Source organism: Actinoplanes sp. NPDC051405 (assembly GCF_055586185.1).
In genome coordinates this window covers 581,843-597,909 of sequence record NZ_JBVJIR010000002.1, presented here as the reverse complement: position 1 = coordinate 597,909, position 16,067 = coordinate 581,843, and the positions used below count along the sequence as shown (strand labels likewise).

At 73.3% G+C, this 16,067-nt stretch carries 15 protein-coding genes and 1 pseudogene; 5 read left to right on the top strand and 11 right to left on the bottom strand.

All coding sequences use genetic code 11. The annotated features are described in order from the left end of the window. Positions 1-2: 2 nt before the first annotated feature. From ACZ6S4_RS07215 to ACZ6S4_RS07195, 5 genes are all read right to left on the bottom strand, one after another. Entirely contained in the window at positions 3-548 is a 546-nt protein-coding gene (locus ACZ6S4_RS07215; RefSeq protein ID WP_465474041.1) for a DUF4232 domain-containing protein, read from the bottom strand. A 101-nt stretch (positions 549-649) separates the two neighbouring features. Next, positions 650-1,366, bottom strand: a complete 717-nt coding sequence (locus tag ACZ6S4_RS07210; RefSeq protein WP_465474040.1) for a DinB family protein — start codon at positions 1,364-1,366, stop codon at positions 650-652. A gap of 37 nt (positions 1,367-1,403) precedes the next feature. After that, on the bottom strand, positions 1,404-2,198 hold the full coding sequence (locus tag ACZ6S4_RS07205; protein WP_465474039.1) for a nitroreductase family protein: 795 nt from the start codon (positions 2,196-2,198) through the stop codon (positions 1,404-1,406). Further along, positions 2,198-2,551, bottom strand: a complete 354-nt coding sequence (locus ACZ6S4_RS07200) for a hypothetical protein (RefSeq protein ID WP_465474038.1) — start codon at positions 2,549-2,551, stop codon at positions 2,198-2,200. Before ACZ6S4_RS07200 ends, ACZ6S4_RS07205 begins: the two co-directional genes overlap by 1 nt. Next, positions 2,548-3,249 (bottom strand): class I SAM-dependent methyltransferase, encoded by a 702-nt coding sequence (locus ACZ6S4_RS07195; RefSeq protein ID WP_465474037.1) that lies wholly within the window; start codon positions 3,247-3,249, stop codon positions 2,548-2,550. The genes ACZ6S4_RS07200 and ACZ6S4_RS07195 overlap by 4 nt, the downstream gene beginning before the upstream one ends. Before the next feature lie 335 nt (positions 3,250-3,584). Between ACZ6S4_RS07195 and ACZ6S4_RS07190 the strand changes: the two genes are divergently transcribed. Beyond that, positions 3,585-4,838 carry an MFS transporter gene (locus tag ACZ6S4_RS07190; protein WP_465474036.1) on the top strand — a complete coding sequence of 418 codons (1,254 nt, stop codon included), beginning with the start codon at positions 3,585-3,587 and terminating at the stop codon, positions 4,836-4,838. Next, positions 4,838-5,626 (top strand): annotated as a pseudogene (locus ACZ6S4_RS07185) (P1 family peptidase); the annotation flags it as partial. The gene ACZ6S4_RS07190 and the pseudogene ACZ6S4_RS07185, both read left to right, overlap by 1 nt. Here the strand turns inward: ACZ6S4_RS07185 and ACZ6S4_RS07180 are convergent. The 3 genes from ACZ6S4_RS07180 to ACZ6S4_RS07170 are packed head-to-tail and all read right to left on the bottom strand — an operon-like array spanning position 5,569 to position 8,443. Then, entirely contained in the window at positions 5,569-6,846 is a 1,278-nt protein-coding gene (locus ACZ6S4_RS07180) for a glycosyltransferase 87 family protein (RefSeq protein ID WP_465474035.1), read from the bottom strand. The pseudogene ACZ6S4_RS07185 and the gene ACZ6S4_RS07180 overlap by 58 nt on opposite strands. After that, positions 6,828-7,889 carry a hypothetical protein gene (locus ACZ6S4_RS07175; RefSeq protein ID WP_465474034.1) on the bottom strand — a complete coding sequence of 354 codons (1,062 nt, stop codon included), beginning with the start codon at positions 7,887-7,889 and terminating at the stop codon, positions 6,828-6,830. Before ACZ6S4_RS07175 ends, ACZ6S4_RS07180 begins: the two co-directional genes overlap by 19 nt. Then, positions 7,886-8,443, bottom strand: a complete 558-nt coding sequence (locus ACZ6S4_RS07170; RefSeq protein ID WP_465474033.1) for an RNA polymerase sigma factor — start codon at positions 8,441-8,443, stop codon at positions 7,886-7,888. Before ACZ6S4_RS07170 ends, ACZ6S4_RS07175 begins: the two co-directional genes overlap by 4 nt. Positions 8,444-8,610: 167 nt before the next feature. On the opposite strand from ACZ6S4_RS07170, the gene ACZ6S4_RS07165 reads away from it, so the two are divergent. Then, complete coding sequence (locus ACZ6S4_RS07165; protein ID WP_465474032.1) at positions 8,611-9,894, top strand: methyl-accepting chemotaxis protein; 1,284 nt, start codon at positions 8,611-8,613, stop codon at positions 9,892-9,894. Between the two features lie 38 nt (positions 9,895-9,932). Here ACZ6S4_RS07165 and ACZ6S4_RS07160 read toward each other — a convergent pair whose 3' ends face one another. Beyond that, positions 9,933-11,003, bottom strand: a complete 1,071-nt coding sequence (locus tag ACZ6S4_RS07160; RefSeq protein ID WP_465474031.1) for a hypothetical protein — start codon at positions 11,001-11,003, stop codon at positions 9,933-9,935. 318 nt (positions 11,004-11,321) lie between these two features. Between ACZ6S4_RS07160 and ACZ6S4_RS07155 the strand changes: the two genes are divergently transcribed. Continuing rightward, entirely contained in the window at positions 11,322-12,581 is a 1,260-nt protein-coding gene (locus tag ACZ6S4_RS07155) for a vanadium-dependent haloperoxidase (protein WP_465474030.1), read from the top strand. Between the two features lie 14 nt (positions 12,582-12,595). Here ACZ6S4_RS07155 and ACZ6S4_RS07150 read toward each other — a convergent pair whose 3' ends face one another. Continuing rightward, positions 12,596-13,090, bottom strand: coding sequence for a molybdenum cofactor biosysynthesis protein (locus tag ACZ6S4_RS07150; RefSeq protein WP_465474029.1), 495 nt, complete (start codon positions 13,088-13,090; stop codon positions 12,596-12,598). Between the two features lie 332 nt (positions 13,091-13,422). On the opposite strand from ACZ6S4_RS07150, the gene ACZ6S4_RS07145 reads away from it, so the two are divergent. Then, a complete protein-coding gene (locus ACZ6S4_RS07145) occupies positions 13,423-14,406 on the top strand; it encodes a lamin tail domain-containing protein (protein WP_465474028.1) in 984 nt (327 codons plus the stop codon). A 55-nt stretch (positions 14,407-14,461) separates the two neighbouring features. Here ACZ6S4_RS07145 and ACZ6S4_RS07140 read toward each other — a convergent pair whose 3' ends face one another. After that, complete coding sequence (locus ACZ6S4_RS07140; protein ID WP_465474027.1) at positions 14,462-15,994, bottom strand: glycosyltransferase family 39 protein; 1,533 nt, start codon at positions 15,992-15,994, stop codon at positions 14,462-14,464. Positions 15,995-16,067 lie beyond the last annotated feature (73 nt).

Genomic DNA, 16,067 nt, shown 5'->3' with positions numbered 1-16,067 from the left:
CCTCAGCCGGCCACGGTGAACGCCGCCACCGAACCCGTCGCACAAGCCTCGTGCGGCGCGCGGACAAATACCGTACTGCTGTCCTCGGGCGCCGCGACCTGGTAGCCGGGCACCCGTACCGTTGTCTTGCAGGTTTTGGTGGCCGGCCGGACCGCGGCCCGGACTTGGTCGCCCGGCGCGAGCAGCATGGCCGGCGCCGCCGCGCCGGCGGGGGTGAACGCGCCGCCCGTGGTCTTGACGCCGGGGTGTCCTCGCAGCGAGCAGGCGTGTCCGGTGATGTTCTCGAAGACCAGGGAACCGGCATCGCCGGTGATGCGAAGCTCGCCGGTGCGGCACCGCGAGGGCGCCTCGCCCGTGGCGGGATCCACGTGGTCCGCGCCGGATTCGGGCAGCACCAGCGTGTACGCCGTGGCGGAGACCGCCGCGAGGTCCAGCAGCCCGGCGTTGCCCGCCGCGAAGGTGCCGGCCGTGGCCCCGGAGGGCGCCGCCGCGAGTGTGAGCCCCAGCGCGCCGGCCGCCAGCAGTGTTACCCGCCCGATGTTGCGCATCCGTTGCTCCCCCGAGGCCGTGCTTCCGTGTCCCGGTAGACGCTAGGGGGATCGGCGATGGCCTTGCTCCCCCTTCCGTGCCACATGGGCCGGCCTCGTCCTCATCGGACAGGATCGAGGAGCTCGAGGTCACGGACGCAGAAGCTGTGGTGCGCCCACTCCTCGTTCAGCACCACCTGAACGCACTTCAGCACCGACCTTTCCGCGGCATACGGCGGCCACCCCGGGCCCGCCGGCACCGGCGCGGGCGCCGAGAGCTGATCGGCCGTCACCGTCGACAGCCAACGCTCCAGCTCAGCGCCTTGCACCTCGCGCACGGCCAGCACCTCGTCGAGGCTGGGGGCCGCCGCTGGATCCAGACCTTGCTCCTCCTGGTCGGGGACGAAATCGGACGCCAGCCCGATCGCGGTGAACGGCTCGGTGGATCCCAGGCAGCAGCGCCGGAACCATGAGTCGTGCACGAACACCAGATGACGCTGGGTCTCCACCGCCGACCACTCGCCGCCGACGCGCTGGTGCTCCGAACCCGTGGGCATCGCTCGCAGTCGCTCGATCGTCTCCGCCCAGCCGGCCCGCAGCTGCCGGACGGCCTGCAGCAGGTCGGCCGGGTCGGCTGAGCGCGACAGCAGCCGCACCGGATACCGGCGGTCGAGCTCGGCTTCCACGTACGACGTCACCTCGACTCCGTTGACCACGAGATTGGTGACCAGTCCGTCGATCACCGCGTCCTGCATCACCACCCCGATCAGACGGGCGCGGGTCAGATCACACTCGCGGAACTCGGCATCGGTCAGGTCCTGGTCCTTGAAGCTCGCCATGCCGGGCAGTATGCACCGGGGTACCGACACTTTGCGGTCACCGCTGGTCCCAGCCTTCCTGCGGGGTGGCGCACGTGCCGCGGAAGACGTACTGCGAGGGCAACCTGCGCTGCTCGCTGGTCCAGTCGATGGGTGGTCGTCGTTGCTGCACGGGTAGGTAGCCCAGGCGGTAGACGGCCATCAGCTCGAGATCGTCCGGCACCCGCAGCAGGCGCACGATCTCGTCCCAGCGCCCGGGGACCTCCATCGGGAAGGAGATGAACTGGATGCCCATGCCGATTTCGACGGTGGTGAGCCAGAGGTTCTCCATCGCCGCGCCCATGCTGAACACGGAGTAGAAGGAGGACAACTCTCCGGGCCGGTACTCGGACCGGTCGAGCATCACGCCGAGCAGCAGCGGGGAGCCGGCGACGAGTTTGCGGTTCTCCTCGCCCAGGCTCTGGGGCACCCGCATGGCGTTCATGAGCTTCTGCCCCCGGGCGGTGAACACCTGACCGGTGAACGGGCGCAGCGGCGCCGGCAGGCGGTCGAACAGCATCCCGTCGCGTCGGCGTTCCATCTCCTCTTTGCTGAATCGGAAGTACGGCTTGTAGCGCTCGAAGAAAGTGCCGTTGGACATCGCCTCGGTCATGCTGTCGCCGCTGATCCGGGCGATGGCTTCGATCGTCGGGCGTTCCTCCACGATCACGAACCGCCACGGCTGGCTGTTCAGCTGCGACGGGGCTCGGCCGGCGACCTCCATGAGGAGCCGCTGGTGCTCCTCGGAGACCGGGTCGGGCAGGAACGCACCGTTGGTGGTCCGGCGCCGGCGCACCACATCGAGAAATTCCATCAGCGACTCCTCCAGGCCAGAACGAGGGCGGTGGCGTATGCGGGCGCCGCGGACCCGGCGAACGCGGCATGCCGGCGAAGCTGCCCGCCGGCGTAGGGCAGCACGAGGAGCGGGCCGACCGCGGGCAGCAGTGCGAGACCGGCAGCTCGGCGCTCGATCGCGCTGGCAGCGAGCGCGACCGTGGTCAGTGATGAAGTCACGACGTACAGGGCATGGTGCACCCAGCGGATGCGCCCGTTGTCGACCGCACCCACCGCGACGGCCGCGCCGAAGGCGGCGTTGCCCGCGTAGCTCACGGCTGCCGCGGTGATCAGGGCCAAGGCCACCGGTGAGCGCTTCTGACGGCCGCTCATCGGTGCGCTCCTTCGTGGGTGAGCAGCAGACGTTGCGGGAACATCGACCTGACCTGCCAGCCCGGCGGAACGACCGCCTGCAGCTCCGGACGTCGGTAGCTGCGGCGGATGGAGAGCAGCCCGTCCTGATGGATGAAGGACCGGCGGGCGAACGGCAGTGTGGCGACGGCGTAGAGGCCATAGCCCGCGGGTGCCCTCGACAGGTCGTTGTGGATGACCAGCTGCTGCGACAGCGCCTGACTGTCGGCCAGCAGGGCGGCGAGCCCCACCGTGTCCAGGTGGTGCAGGAGGTGGTTGGAGATCACCAGGTCGTACCGTTCACCGCGGGCGACCAGGTCCGCACTCGACGTCTGCTCGAACCGAACTCCGGCATGCGGCAGCCCGTGCACATGGCGGAGCGCGCGCTCGTCCGGGTCGATGGCTGTCGTACGGAGCACCAGCCTGTCCTGAGCAGCCCATCCGGAGAGGGCGCGAGGGATGTCTCCGCCGCCGAAGCCTATGTCGAGCAGCGTTGTGAGTCGGCGGGCGTCCAGGCGCGGCCGGATCCGTTGCCGGTAGAGACGCCGCCAGCCCGAGACAAGCCGGTTGATGGTGTTGAACTGCTGGTAGGTACGTTCCAGCCGGCCGGGGTCACAGCCGGGGGCGTCCATGAACTCCTGTGCCTCGGTGTCTCGCCGGGCGAGTCCTGCGCGCGTCATGCCACCAGCCGCCTCACCGGGCGGAAGCGTCGAAGACCGATCGGAAGGTCGTTTCGCCGACACCACGCGTTCCGCCATCGCACGGTGGTCAGTCCCGGGCGGCATACCCGCAATGTCAATGCGCTAACGCAGAGATCGACGTACAGCTGTAGCCGCCGCGACGGCGGTGACAAGGCGACGGCAAAGCGATGACAAATGGCCTGGCCCGGGCGGCTACCGGCCGCCTACGATCGCCTCATGACCTGGCGACATTGATCCACCCGTAGAGGCCAATCCCGTGGGCCGCCGCGGCCGCCGTGTGACCGGCGTCCGCTCCGACTTCACGGGAAGGCCTCATGACCCTCGACTCCGCACGCGTGCGCCGGCTGGCTGCCACGCTCTATGCGTACGCGTTCCTCGCCGACCTCGTCCTGCTCTACCCGGTGTACGCACTGCTGTTCAGTGACACCGGCCTGTCGGTATGGCAGATCTCCTCATTGTTCGTGATCTGGTCAGCCGGCAGCACGTTGCTGGAGGTGCCCTCCGGTGCCTGGGCTGACGCGGTCTCCCGGCGATTGCTGCTGTGCCTGGCCCCGCTGGCCGGCGCCGCCGCGTTCGCGCTCTGGGTGCTCGCGCCCTCGTATCCGGCCTTCGCCGTCGGGTTCCTGCTCTGGGGCGCCGGTGGGGCGCTCGCCTCCGGATCGCTGGAGGCGCTCGTCTACAGCGAGCTGGCCCGCCTCGGCGCGGCGCACCGCTATGCCCGCACGATGGGCCGGGCCCGCACGGCGGAGACGGTCGGCGTGCTGCTGGCCACCGTGCTGGCCGGTCCGGTGCTCGCCGCGGGCGGCTATCCGGCGGTCGGCGCGGCCAGCGTGCTCGCCGGGATTCTCGCCGCCCTGGTCGCCACCCGCTTCCCCGAGCACCGCACGGCCACGACCGCCCTGACGGACGAGGGCAAGGGCGAGGGCGAGGGCGATGGCGAGGGCGAGGGCGACGACCTGGGCTGGTGGGCGAGCCTCCGCGCCGGCCTGGCCGAGGTCCGCACCGACCGCACGGTCCGGACAGCGGTGCTCCTGCTCGCCGTCGTGACCGCGGTGTGGGGCGCCCTGGACGAGTACACCCCGCTGCTGGCCGCCAGCACCGGCGTCACCCGCGAGACAGTTCCGATGCTGCTCCTGCTCGTCTGGCTCGGCGTGACCGCAGGCGGTCTGCTCACCCCGCTGGGCGAGCGCCTCGACACCCGAGGCTACGCCGTCCTCCTCGCCGGCTCAGGCGTGGCACTCGCCGCCGGAGCCCTGTCCGGCCACCCGGCCGGGTTCGTCCTGGTAGCGGTCGCGTTCTGCGGCTTCCAGCTGGCCACCGTCCTCGCCGACGCCCGGCTCCAGGACCGGATCACCGGAACGAGCCGAGCCACCGTCACGTCCCTCGCCGGCACAGCCACCGACGTGGCCACGATCGGCGTCTACGGCGCCTACGCGGTGGTCGCCGCCGGCGCCGGCAACGGAGTCGCGTTCGCGGTCCTCTCGGTGCCGTACCTGATCGTCGCCCTCGCGGCGACGGTCCGCCGGACCGCGCGCGTTCCCGTCGGCACGCGGGGAAAGATGGGGTGATGAGCGCACCGCAGTTGTTGTCCGCCTGGGCCGGCCACTGGACCGGGGCGGACACCGGCGTGACCGTCATCCTGCCGCCGGCCGGGACCATCGGTTCCGGGGAGGTCCGCGGCGGGGCGCCGGCCACCCGCGAGTTCGCGCTGCTGGAGCCGACCCGGCTGGTGGACCGGGTGGACGCCGTGGTGCTCTCCGGCGGGTCCGCGTTCGGGCTCGCCGCGGCCGAGGGCGTGATGGCGCTGCTGCGTGAGCGGGGGAGTGGCTTCCCGACGCCCGCCGGGCCGGTGCCGATCGTCATCGGGATGTCGATCTTCGACGGCTCGGTGCGGACCGGGCCGCCGGATGCGGCGAGCGGCCGGGCCGCCGCGCTGGCCGCGTACGCCGGCACTGAACTGACCGTTGGCCGAGCCGGCGCGGGCACGGGTGCAACGACGGGCTCGTGGCGCGGCCGGCGCGACCCGGGCGGCCTGGGTCTGGCCGAAAGGCAGGCGGGCGCTGCCCGGGTGGCCGCGGTGGTCGTGGTCAACGCCTGGGGCGACGTGCTGGCCCCTGACGGCGAACCCCTCTTCGGCGGCACACCCCAGGCGGTGCAGCCACAAGCCCCTTACGGCATGCAGAACACCACCGTGGCCGTCGTACTGACCGACGCCCGGCTCTCCAAGAACGACTGCTACCTGCTCGCCCAGAGCGGCCACACCGGTTTCGCCCGGTCCATCCACCCCGCCCACTCCCGCTACGACGGCGACGCCGTGGTCGCTCTGGCCACCGGCGAGTCCGAGGTCGACGCCGATCTCGACCTGCTCCGCGCGGTCACCGTCGACACGGTCGCCGCCGCGGTCCGGGCCGCCGTCGCCCCACCGGAGTAAGTCCGCCAGGGCAGCAGGGCCACCAGCGCCAGCAGCATCAGCGTGAAGGCGTTGCGCAGGATCAGGGCCCGCGCGCCGCCGCTGTCGTCCGGGACGAGCCAGATCGGGGAGACGACGCTGAGGGCGTAGACGGTGACCGCGGCCAGCGCCGGCCGGGGATCGCGGCGCTGGGCGGCGATGTCGGCCAGCACGAGCACCGCGACCGGCAGGAACACCAGGTGGTGGGTCCAGGACATGGGGCTGACCAGGTTGGCGGTGAGGCCGGTCAGGGTCAGCGCCGTCACGGTGTCGCCGGCCGCGTACGCCTGCCGGGCCCGGCGCAGCCCCACCACCAGGACCAGCACGCACAGCGGGACCCACCAGCCGGCCGGCGCCGCCGGTGTCCCGGCCAGGCGGGCCAGCAGGCCGGTCAGCGACTGGTTGGTCAGCGCCGCCGCGGTGCCCACCCGGTCGGTCTGCCACAGCAGGTCGCCGAAGTAGCGCAACGACTCCGCCGGGGCCAGCAGGAACGCGCCCCCGGTCAGCGCCGCCGTCGTCACCGCCGCCGTGCGGGCCGCCCGCCACTGCCCGGTGACCAGCAGATACACGATGAACAGGCCGGGCGTCAGCTTGATCGCGGTGGCGATGCCGACGCCGGCGCCGGCCCAGCGCGAGCCGGTGCGGCCCAGCACCACCAGGTCGAGCAGCACGAGGGCGAACAGCCACAGGTTGACCTGCCCGAAGCCGAGCGTCTGCCGGACCGGTTCGGTGCACAGCGCGAGCGGCACGGCTGCCACCACTATGAGCCGCAGCGCCCGGCCGTGCCGGGCCGCGATCGGGGCGGCGAGCACGGCCAGCACCACAGCCAGGGCGAGCACGCTGCCGGCCGCGTTCAGCCAGCCCGCCGTCGCCGCCGGGACCCGGGCCACCGGCATCAGCACGAACGCCGCGAACGGCGGGTAGGTGAAGCCCAGGTCACCCCGCACCGGGGCGACGTAGTCGTACAGCTCGCCGCCGTTGCTCCACCACCGGATCGCGTCGTGGTAGATGACCATGTCGAAGAAGCGGTAGTGCGCGTCGAAGACCCGTACGACCAGGACCAGGAGCGCGGCCAGGCCGCAGCCCGCGACGGTACGGACCCCGCGGCTCAAGGCTTGTCGCTCCACGTGACCGCGGTGACGGCGGTGCTGTACTGCACGGCACCGGCGGGCAGACCGGCGTTGGCAGCACCCGGCTGCCGGACCACCGCCTGGGTGTACGTGATCCGGTCGGAGTCCGGCCCGAGATACACCTGCCACTCGACGAGTCCGTGGCGCGGCGTCGTTGCCGTGTAGGCCAGCGCCCGCGCCGGCCGGCCGAGCGGGTCCGCGCCCGCCTCCAGCGTCCGCACCCCGGTCAGCCCGGCCAGCATCCGGTAGATCTTGGCCCGGTCGGCCCCGCCCGCCACCGCGGTGAACGTGTCGAGCAGCTTCGTGCCCGTCCGGAACAGCCAGCCCTGGGGGTCCGGGGGCAGGTCCTGCCCGGCCTCGGCCAGCCAGGCGAGCATCGCGGGCCCGGTCCGCGCCGGATCGTCCGGCAGGTCGCCCAGCTCGCCCGCGTACGCTTCGTCACCCGCCAGGTCCGGATACAGGGTCTGCTCGCTGTCGGTGGGCAGCTCCGCCGGCCCCGGCGAGCCGTCCGCGGCGTACGCACTCGCGTCGGCGGCGGTCAGCGGGCGCACACTCGATCCGCGCTCGCCGATTGTCAGCCAGCCCTCACCGGGCAGCCCGGCCGCCGGCTGGACACTTTGGACGGTGTCGACGCGGATGACGTCGTAGCCGGCGCCGGGCCCGAGGTGCACGATCCGCGCAACGGTGCCGGTGGCGTGCACGAACTGCCCGCGCGGGCCTTCGCGTTCGGCCTGCGTGGCGGCCGCGGCCAGGATGCTCTGCGGCGTGGCCGTGCTCGCCCCGGCCTGCACCGGCGGCCGCGGCGGCGGGGACGTCCGGTGCACGACGGCGAACGTGGCCGCTGCCACGGCGGCCAGCGCGGCCGGCACGACGGCGTAACGCCACTTCGGGCCCGGGAGCAAGAGGCGCCGGCCGCGCGGCTGCGCCAGCACGGCCCGCTGCAGGAAGAGCGCACGGGTCGAGGTCGCGGAATCGTGCACGTCGGCATCCGGTACGGGATTGGCGGCGGCCAGCCGGGTCATGGCGTCCTGCTCGGTCATGCGGACTTTCCCCTCTGGCTCGCGGCACTGTGCAACTCGTACGGTCGGGGCAGCGGTGGTGCCTGTTCCTGATCGGCCGCCTCCAGCAGCCGGGCGAGCCGGCGTCTGGCCCGGTGCACCCGTACCTTGAACGCCACGGCCGTGCAGCCCAGCACGTGCGCGGCGGCGTCGTGGTCCAGGCCCTCCCAGCCGATCAGCAGCAGCGCCTCGCGGTCGGGGCGCGACAACCGGCTCAAGGCCTCCCGCAGACCGGCATCCGCGACGACCGAGACGGCATGGTCCGGTGTGGACGGCACGCCGCCGCCGGCCATCCGCTCGAAGAGCCGGGCCCGGCGGCGTGCGGCCCGTTCCTCGTTGGCCAGGCTGTTGCGGGCGACCCGGTAGAGCCACGGCAGCGGCTCCGCCGGCAGCCGCGCGAAGTGCCGCCAGGCGGTGGCGAAGGTCTCGGCCACCACGTCATGGGCCCGCGCCTGATCGGTACGGCGGGACACGAACGCCAGCACACGGGGATAGTGCCGGCGGAACAACGCCGTGAACTCCTCCTCGTCGCTCACGCCGGCCTTCTCCCCTCGTCGCGCGGCCTCGTCGAAACGTTCAGGTCCGGCACCGCCCGCCCGGTTACCGGATCGGCCGACTTCTTTTCCTGAGCCGGCGCCGACGCCGGTCCGGCCGACTTCGGCGATCCGCCTCGCCGCGCTGCCCCAGGCCGGATGATGGTGCCATGACCACGCTCGCGTCCCGGCTGCCGCGCGGCGCCCGGCTGTCCCCGGAGTCCTGGGCCGCGCGCCACCGCATCGTCACCACCCTGCTCTGGCTGCACCTGCCGGCGCTGGTCCTGCTCGGACTGCTCGGGCCGATGCCCGGGTGGGAAGCGCTGGCCCTCCCGGCTGGCATCGGCGCCCTCGCCGTCACCGCCGCCGTGCTGCGCGAGCCCCGGGCCCGGGCGTCGGTCACCAGCATCGGGCTGATCGCCTGCACGTTCGCGGCCATCGAGCTGTCCGGCGGCGAGATGGCCATGCACATCCACCTGTACGCCGTCCTGGTCTTCGTCGCCCTCTACCAGCAGTGGACGCCGTTGCTGTGGGCCGTGGTCATCGTGGTGCTGCATCACGGCACGCTGGGCCTGATGAACCCGGAGCGGGTGTTCGGCATGCACCACATGTCGGTGCTCGACGGGCTGGGCCAGGTCGCCCTGCACGCGGGCCTGGCGACCCTCGAAGTGATCGGCATCATCGTCCTCTGGCACTTCGCCGAGCAGGCCGAACGGGAGAACGAGGCGCTGGCCGAGGCCGCCGAGGCGCAACGCTCCGCCACCGCGTACGCCGAGCAGCAGGCCACGACCCGCTCGGCCGAGGCGGAACGGGTCCGCGCCGCCGAGACGGCGGTCCGCGCCGAGCGGCTCTCGGCCGACGCCCTGGCCATCGGCCACCAGGCCCGGGCCGCCCTGGCCGCCGTCACCGCGGTCGACGCCGCCCTCGGCGCGCTCGCCGGCGCGGTCCACGACATCGCCGGGCAGTCGCGCGACGCGGCCGGGAGTGCCGCCGCGGGCAAGGACACCGCCGCGGCCGCGGCCGACAAGGTACGGGCCCTGGAGTCGTCGGTCGGCGAGATCGCCACGGTCAACGCGCTGATCGCCCAGCTGGCCGGGCAGACCAACCTGCTCTCGCTGAACGCGACCATCGAGGCAGCCCGGGCCGGGGAGGCCGGCCGGGGCTTCGGCGTGGTGGCCAACGAGGTCAAGCAGCTCGCCCAACAGACGGCGGAGTCGGTGGAACGGGTCAACGGCGTGATCCAGGCGATCGTCGCGCAAACCGGCGACGTGGCCAGCACCTTCGGCTCGACCACGTCGGCGGTGGCCGGCCTGTACGAGGTCCAGACCGACATCGCGGCGGCGATGCAGGAGCAGGCCGCCGTGCTGGCCGAGGTCACCCGCCAGCTGGCCACGGCGACGTCGGCCGCCGAGCAGGTCCTCACCGGCCTGGAAGAACTCGCCGTCCCGGCCTGAGCCGTCCCGGCCTGAGCCGGCGGCCAGGCCGTCGGCCGTCAGATGGTGCGGAGGTCCAGGGCGTGCCAGACGACCGCGTCCAGGTTGCCGGTCGACCACCACAGCATGCCGTCCCGGTACGACACCGAGCCGGCGTCCGGGCTGATCTCCACTGTCCGGCGGGTGGCGATCTCCACCGCGATCAGCTCGTTGTTGCCGGTCAGCTCCGAGTTCGGGCCGATCCGGGAGAGCACCTCGAAGCGGTCCAGCGGCGCCACGTCGACGATCACGGTCGCGGCGGTGTCGCCGGCGATGCGGTGCCGGTCGCTGCCGTCGGGGCGCATCAGCTCGATGCGACTGAGCCCGTCCCCGGTCAGTGACGCCACCCGGCACCAGGCCGGGCTGCAGGCCGTGATGGCCCGGTCCCGGGCGTGGCCGACCGGGCTGTCCCGGCCGGTGCTCAGGTTGCGCAGCAGGGTGCTGCCCGAGCTGTCGTTGACCCCGTTGACCAGCCACGGCCACGCCGACAGCTTCCACGTGCCGGGCTCCCGGCGGACGGCCACCGGCCCTCCGGTCAGCGCGACCGAGCGGAGCTGGGTGACGTCACCGGTGTCCGCGGCCACCCAGTGCACCCGGCCGTCGGCGATCACCAGGTCGTACTGCGACTGGTAGAACTCGGCCCGGCCCAGGTCGGCGGTCAGCTCGCGGGGTGGCCGGGCGTCGCGCAGACCGGCCGTGAGGAGCCGCAGCTTGCCGCCGTCGGTGCTCTCCACCCAGGCCAGCACGTCGCCGGCGACGGTCAGCGCCTGGAAGGACGGGTGCTCCGCCCGGGGCAGCCGCCGGAGCTGACGGACCGTACCGTCCGCGCCGACGCGGACCAGGCGCAGGTAGCGGTCGTCGGTGCTCGCCGCGGTGCCCAGGGAGGTACGGGCGTCGAGGAAGAGGGCCGGGCGGTACTCCGCGCCGTCCGGCAGGGTCGCCTGCACGGTGCCGCGCTGCGCCTGCGGCCAGGCGACCGCCGCCGTGACCGGCGCTGCGGGCTGCGCGTTGCCGCCGGCCGGCAACGCCAGCAGGGCTGCGCTCGCCACGAGCGCGGCAGCCAGGCCGAGCCGCGTGCGCGGGGTGCTCATGCCATCGCCGCCGCCGGCGCTCCGGCGATGACATCCGTCGGGCGCAGCGTCGACGATGCGCTCGCAAGCTCGCTCATGTCGCGTCGACCTCCACCGGCGTCCTCGGCTGCCGATGATAGCCACGGTGCCGGGCCCGCCGATTCTCGCCGTCTGCTGCAGGATGCAGACGGCATCCGCGTCGGACCGGTTAAAGAGCCAAAAGGCGCCTGGGCTGATACCCGAGACATTTCCGCATTTCGATCTCTTGTCGGCCGCCGAACCCCATCGCAGGCTGTACCCGGCCGACGTGTTCCGGCGGCCTCATCGACGGGGGAAACGATGTTCACGAGGACTCGTGCCGCGGCCGTGCTCGCCGCGCTCACTCTGACCGGGCCGGCGGTGCTGACGCCCACACCGGCCCTGGCCGCCACCACACCCAACGCCGTGATCACCTGGAACGTCCACGCGCAGACAGCCATCTATGAAGTCGCCCGGCAGTCGCCCAACGTGACCGGGCGCAGCTTCGCGATGGTGCAGGGAGCCGTGTACGACGCCGTGAACGCGGTGGCCGGGAAGCCGTACCAGCCGTACCTGATCGCTCCGCGCAGCCGGCGCGGCGACTCGGCCGACGCCGCTGTGGCCGGCGCGGCCTACCGGGTTCTGCTCTCGCTCTTCCCCGGCCAGGCGGCCGCCCTGACCGCCCAGTACGACCAGGCGCTCGCGGCGATCCCCGACGGGCGCGCGAAGCGCGGCGGTCTCGCCGTGGGCGAGCAGGCCGCCGCCGCGATGATCGAGGCCCGCCGCGACGACGGCGCGTTCGGCACCGGCACCTGGAACGTCAGCACCGCGCCCGGGCAGTGGCGGCCCACCCCGCCCGCGTTCGCCCAGGACGGCGCCTGGCTCGCGGACCTGCGGCCGTTCGTCGTCGCCGATGCCACCGCCTACCGCACGGCCGGGCCGCCCGCCCTGACCAGCGCCGCCTGGGCCCGGGAGCTCAACGAAGTCAAGGCCCTCGGCTCGGCCGCCAGCACCGAGCGCACCGCGGACCAGACGCAGGCCGCGCTGTGGTGGCACGACCGGCGCCTGGGGGAGTGGCAGATCAAGCGGGACCTCGCGCAGAGCCGGCGGCTCAGCCCGCTGCACACAGCCCGGATGTTCGCGATGGCCGACATCGCGAACGCCGACGCCTTGACCGCCTGCTTCGCCGAGAAGAAGCACTGGAACTTCTGGCGCCCGGTGACCGCGGTCCAGCTGGCCGACACCGACGGCAACCCGGCCACCACGGCCGACCCGGCCTGGACGCCGCTGGTGGTGACGCCGCCGTTCCCGGACCACACCTCCGGGCACACCTGCTCGACCTCGGCGGTCATGCTGGCGCTGCGCACCTTCTTCGGCCGCGACGACCTGGCGTTCAGCGCCTACAGCGCCGACTCGGGCACCACACGGTCGTTCAGCAGCTTCTCGCAGGCCCTGGCGGAGGTGGTGGAGGCGCGGATCTGGGCGGGCGTGCACTTCCGCAGCGCGGACGTGCAGGGAGCCCAGCTCGGCGCGCGGGTGGCCCGCGACGTCCTGACCCGCGAGTTCCGCCCCCGCCGCTAGTCCGGCGCCGAGGGTCATGCGAAGAGCATGCCCTCCACGGTGGCCGTCACCGGTCCCCGGCGCAGGGTGCCGTCGTTCAGCGGGGTGCAGCGGATGCCGCCCTTCTTGCGCAACGCCCGCCACGCTCCCGGGCCGATCGTGGTGTCCAGCCACGCGCACGGGTTGGCCCGGCGGCGTACCCGCAGCGCCACCGGGCCGTCGCCGGAGTCCAGAATCAGCACCGCGCCGACCAGGTCCTCGACCGCGATGCCGCGGACCAGGATGTTGCGGCGGACCTGGACCAGGTCGACGCCCGCGGGCAGCGACTCGGCCGCGATGACGGTGATGCTCGCGTCGCGGTGCGCCTGCTTGCCGAAGTAGCGGTCGCCGACAATGCCCAGGCCGGCCCGGATGCGGACCTCGTCCACGAGCTCGCCGGCGGGCGCGGGCGACGGGCCGTCCGCCGGGCGTCCCTCGAAGCGATGAACGGGGGAGGCGAGCAGCTGGACGATCTCCGGCGGGGTCGGCACCCCGGAAGCTTAGGACGTCCGATCGGTCGGAAACCTCATGGCGGCGGCGCGAGCCGCCCGCGCTCAGTGCGCCATGACCGGCTCGGCGTCCGGGTCCGGCACCTGCCGGCGCGGCAGCGACCGGGCGATGCGCGAGCGGCTCTTCACCGCCTCCGGGCAGCGGCCCGATTTCACCCGGATCCGCGAGGAGCTGGTGCCGCTCGCCGACGAGCTGGTCGCCCGGGCGCAACGCGACGGCCATCTGCGCGCCGATCTCAAGGGCACCGTCCCTGACCCCGTACCCCGGGATGGTTTTCTCTCATTCGCGGGCACGGATGGTCGATGGGTCAGGCATGCTCCGTCGCCTGGTCTCCGCTCTCGGCGCCGCCGTGATGGCCGGCGCCCTCGCCGTCGCGCCGGCGACGCCGGCCGCGGCCGCGACGACGCCGTGCCTGCCGACCGCTCCGAGCCCGGCCTGCCTGGTGTGGACCGGCAAAGTCATACGCGTCAACGACGGCGACACCCTGTCGGTGGACGTGGCCGGCGACGGCACCACCACACCGCGCTCGATCCGCCTCATCAACGCGCAGGCGATGGAACAGACCGTCTACTCCGCCGTGGTGCAACGCCGCCGCGGTGAGTGCCACAGCCTCGCCGCCACCGCCCGCTTGGAGCAGCTCGTGAAGGCCGGCGGGGGAGTGGTCCGCCTGACCGCCCAGCAGGCCTCCAGCAGCAGCCGGTCCCGTCCGCTGCGCAGCGTCGCCGTGCGGATCAACGGCAGCTGGCACGACCTCGGCCTGGACCTGATGCGCCGCGGACTGGCGCTGTGGCAGCCGTTCGGCGCCGAGTGGGCGTGGAACTCACGCTACCGGCTGGCGCAGGCCCAGGCGGCCCGCGACGGAATCAACCTCTTCGACACCGACGCGTGCGGGAGCGGACCGGCCCAGACCAGCCCGCTCAGCGTGGTGGTCAACTACGACGCCGACGGCACCGACGACCGCAACCTCAACGGCGAATGGGTCCGGGTGGAGAACGGGTCGGCCGCGCCGGTCCCGGTCGCGGGCTGGTGGGTACGCGACTCGGCCCTGCGCCGCTACACCTTCCCGGCGGGCACGGTCCTGCCCGCGCGGGGCGCGGTCTACGTCCACGTCGGATCCGGTACGCCCACAGCAACGCACAAGTACTGGGGCCAGGCGGCCCCCGTCTTCGACAACCCGACCTCCGACCAGCAGGCCCACGGCGACGGCGCCTACCTCTTCGACCCGCGCGGCGACCTGCGGGCGTGGATGCAGTACCCGTGCGTACTGTCCTGCCCTGTGACACCGACCCGCCGCTGACCCGCTCGGCCGCCCGGCCTGCTCGGCCTGCTGGCTCGCCCGGCCGGTCCGCTGGTCAGCGGCGCTCGAACAGGACCAGGTTGGCCTTGGTGGCGCGCCAGACGCCCGCCACCCTGTATCGGCTGGTGAGCACGGGACCGACAGCGCCGGCACCCGACAGCGGAGCCTCAGCGGTCAGCTGCCGGCCGGCCGGTTGCCAGCGGAACAGCCACACCCGCCGCGCCGAGCCGAGGCACGCCACCTGATCGGCGCACTGCACGGCGTCCAGCTCGCCCACCTCGGCCGCCGGGGTGCGCAGCAGCACGTCCCGGGGCTTCTCCCGGCCGCGCAGCTGATAGTCGATGCCCGCGCGCAGCGACCAGGTGCCCGAGGTGCCGTACACGATCACGTCGCCGGGCTGCTGGTGCTGCTCCAGCTGGCGTGCCACGGTGCGGAAGTCCGGGCCCATGTGGCTGGTCTGGGTGCGCAGCCGCTGCTGGGCCGGCGCACCGACCGCGGCCAGCAGCACGAGAGCCGCGACGGCCCGCAGCGGCACGACCCGCAACGAGACGGCCGCGCAGAGGCAGACCGCCGGGACGACGACGAGCACGTAGCGCGGGACCCACAGCGACGAGGTGACGAACGAGACGGCCATCAGCACCGCCGGTGGCGCGACCGCCAGCACGGCGAACTCGCGCAGCAGGCGGGAGTCGCGGTGCCGGGCCACCAGGGCCAGACCGATCAGCAGCAGGCCGACAGCCGCGGCCCCGAAGATGTCTCCCGGCGCGTCGAGCACCTGGCGCACGGTCATCGGCGGCAGCCAGTCGAGCTGCGAGCCGCGCTGGGTGAGCCCGAGATAGACGAACGGCAGCACGGGCAGCACGGCGACGGCGGTCACCACGAACCAGCGCACCGGCCGGACCGCGGCCGGGTCCCGGCGGGCCCGGCTCACCACCGCGTACGCGTGCCCGATCAGCACCAGCAGCGCCAGGATGTGCGAGAGGCCGAGCAGCGTGACGGTGACGCCGTACCCGATCCAGCGCGCCCACGACGGCTGCCGCAGCGCGCGGTGCAGCAGCAGGGTCGCGAGGGTGGCGAAGAGGAAGGCCAGGCCGTACGCCCGGGCGTCCTGGGCGTACCGGGAGAGCTGGGGCACGGTGACCAGCAGCAGCCCGGCGAGCAGGCCGGTCGCCGGGCCGAACAGCCGGCGGCCCAGCTCGGCCGAGATGCCCACGCCGAGCGCCACCGCGAGCAGCGACGGCGCGCGCAGCCAGAACTCCGAGTCGCCGAAGACACCCGTCCAGAAGTGCATGAACAGGTAGTACGGGGAGATCACGCCGTCGAAGTGCCGGGCCAGGTCGACGATCTGGGCGGGGGTGCGCTGGCTGGCCAGCCAGGTCGCGTTCTCGTCCCAGCCGACGGCGGGCCGGCGCAGGCCGATGCGGCCGATGACCAGCATGAGCAGCGCGGGGAGCACGGCCGGACCCCAGACGAGCAGCGGTCGCGGGATCCGGATGCGGGCACCGGGCACCCGCGCGACGTCGTCGCCGTCCTCCCGGGGTGGTGCCCCGGGAGCGGCGTCCGTGGTCGCCGGTGCCACCAGGGTCACGTCACTCCTCGTCCGCGGAGACGGAATCGAGCCGGATCGAACTGCCCCGGATCGATCTGTCACTGTAGAGGGC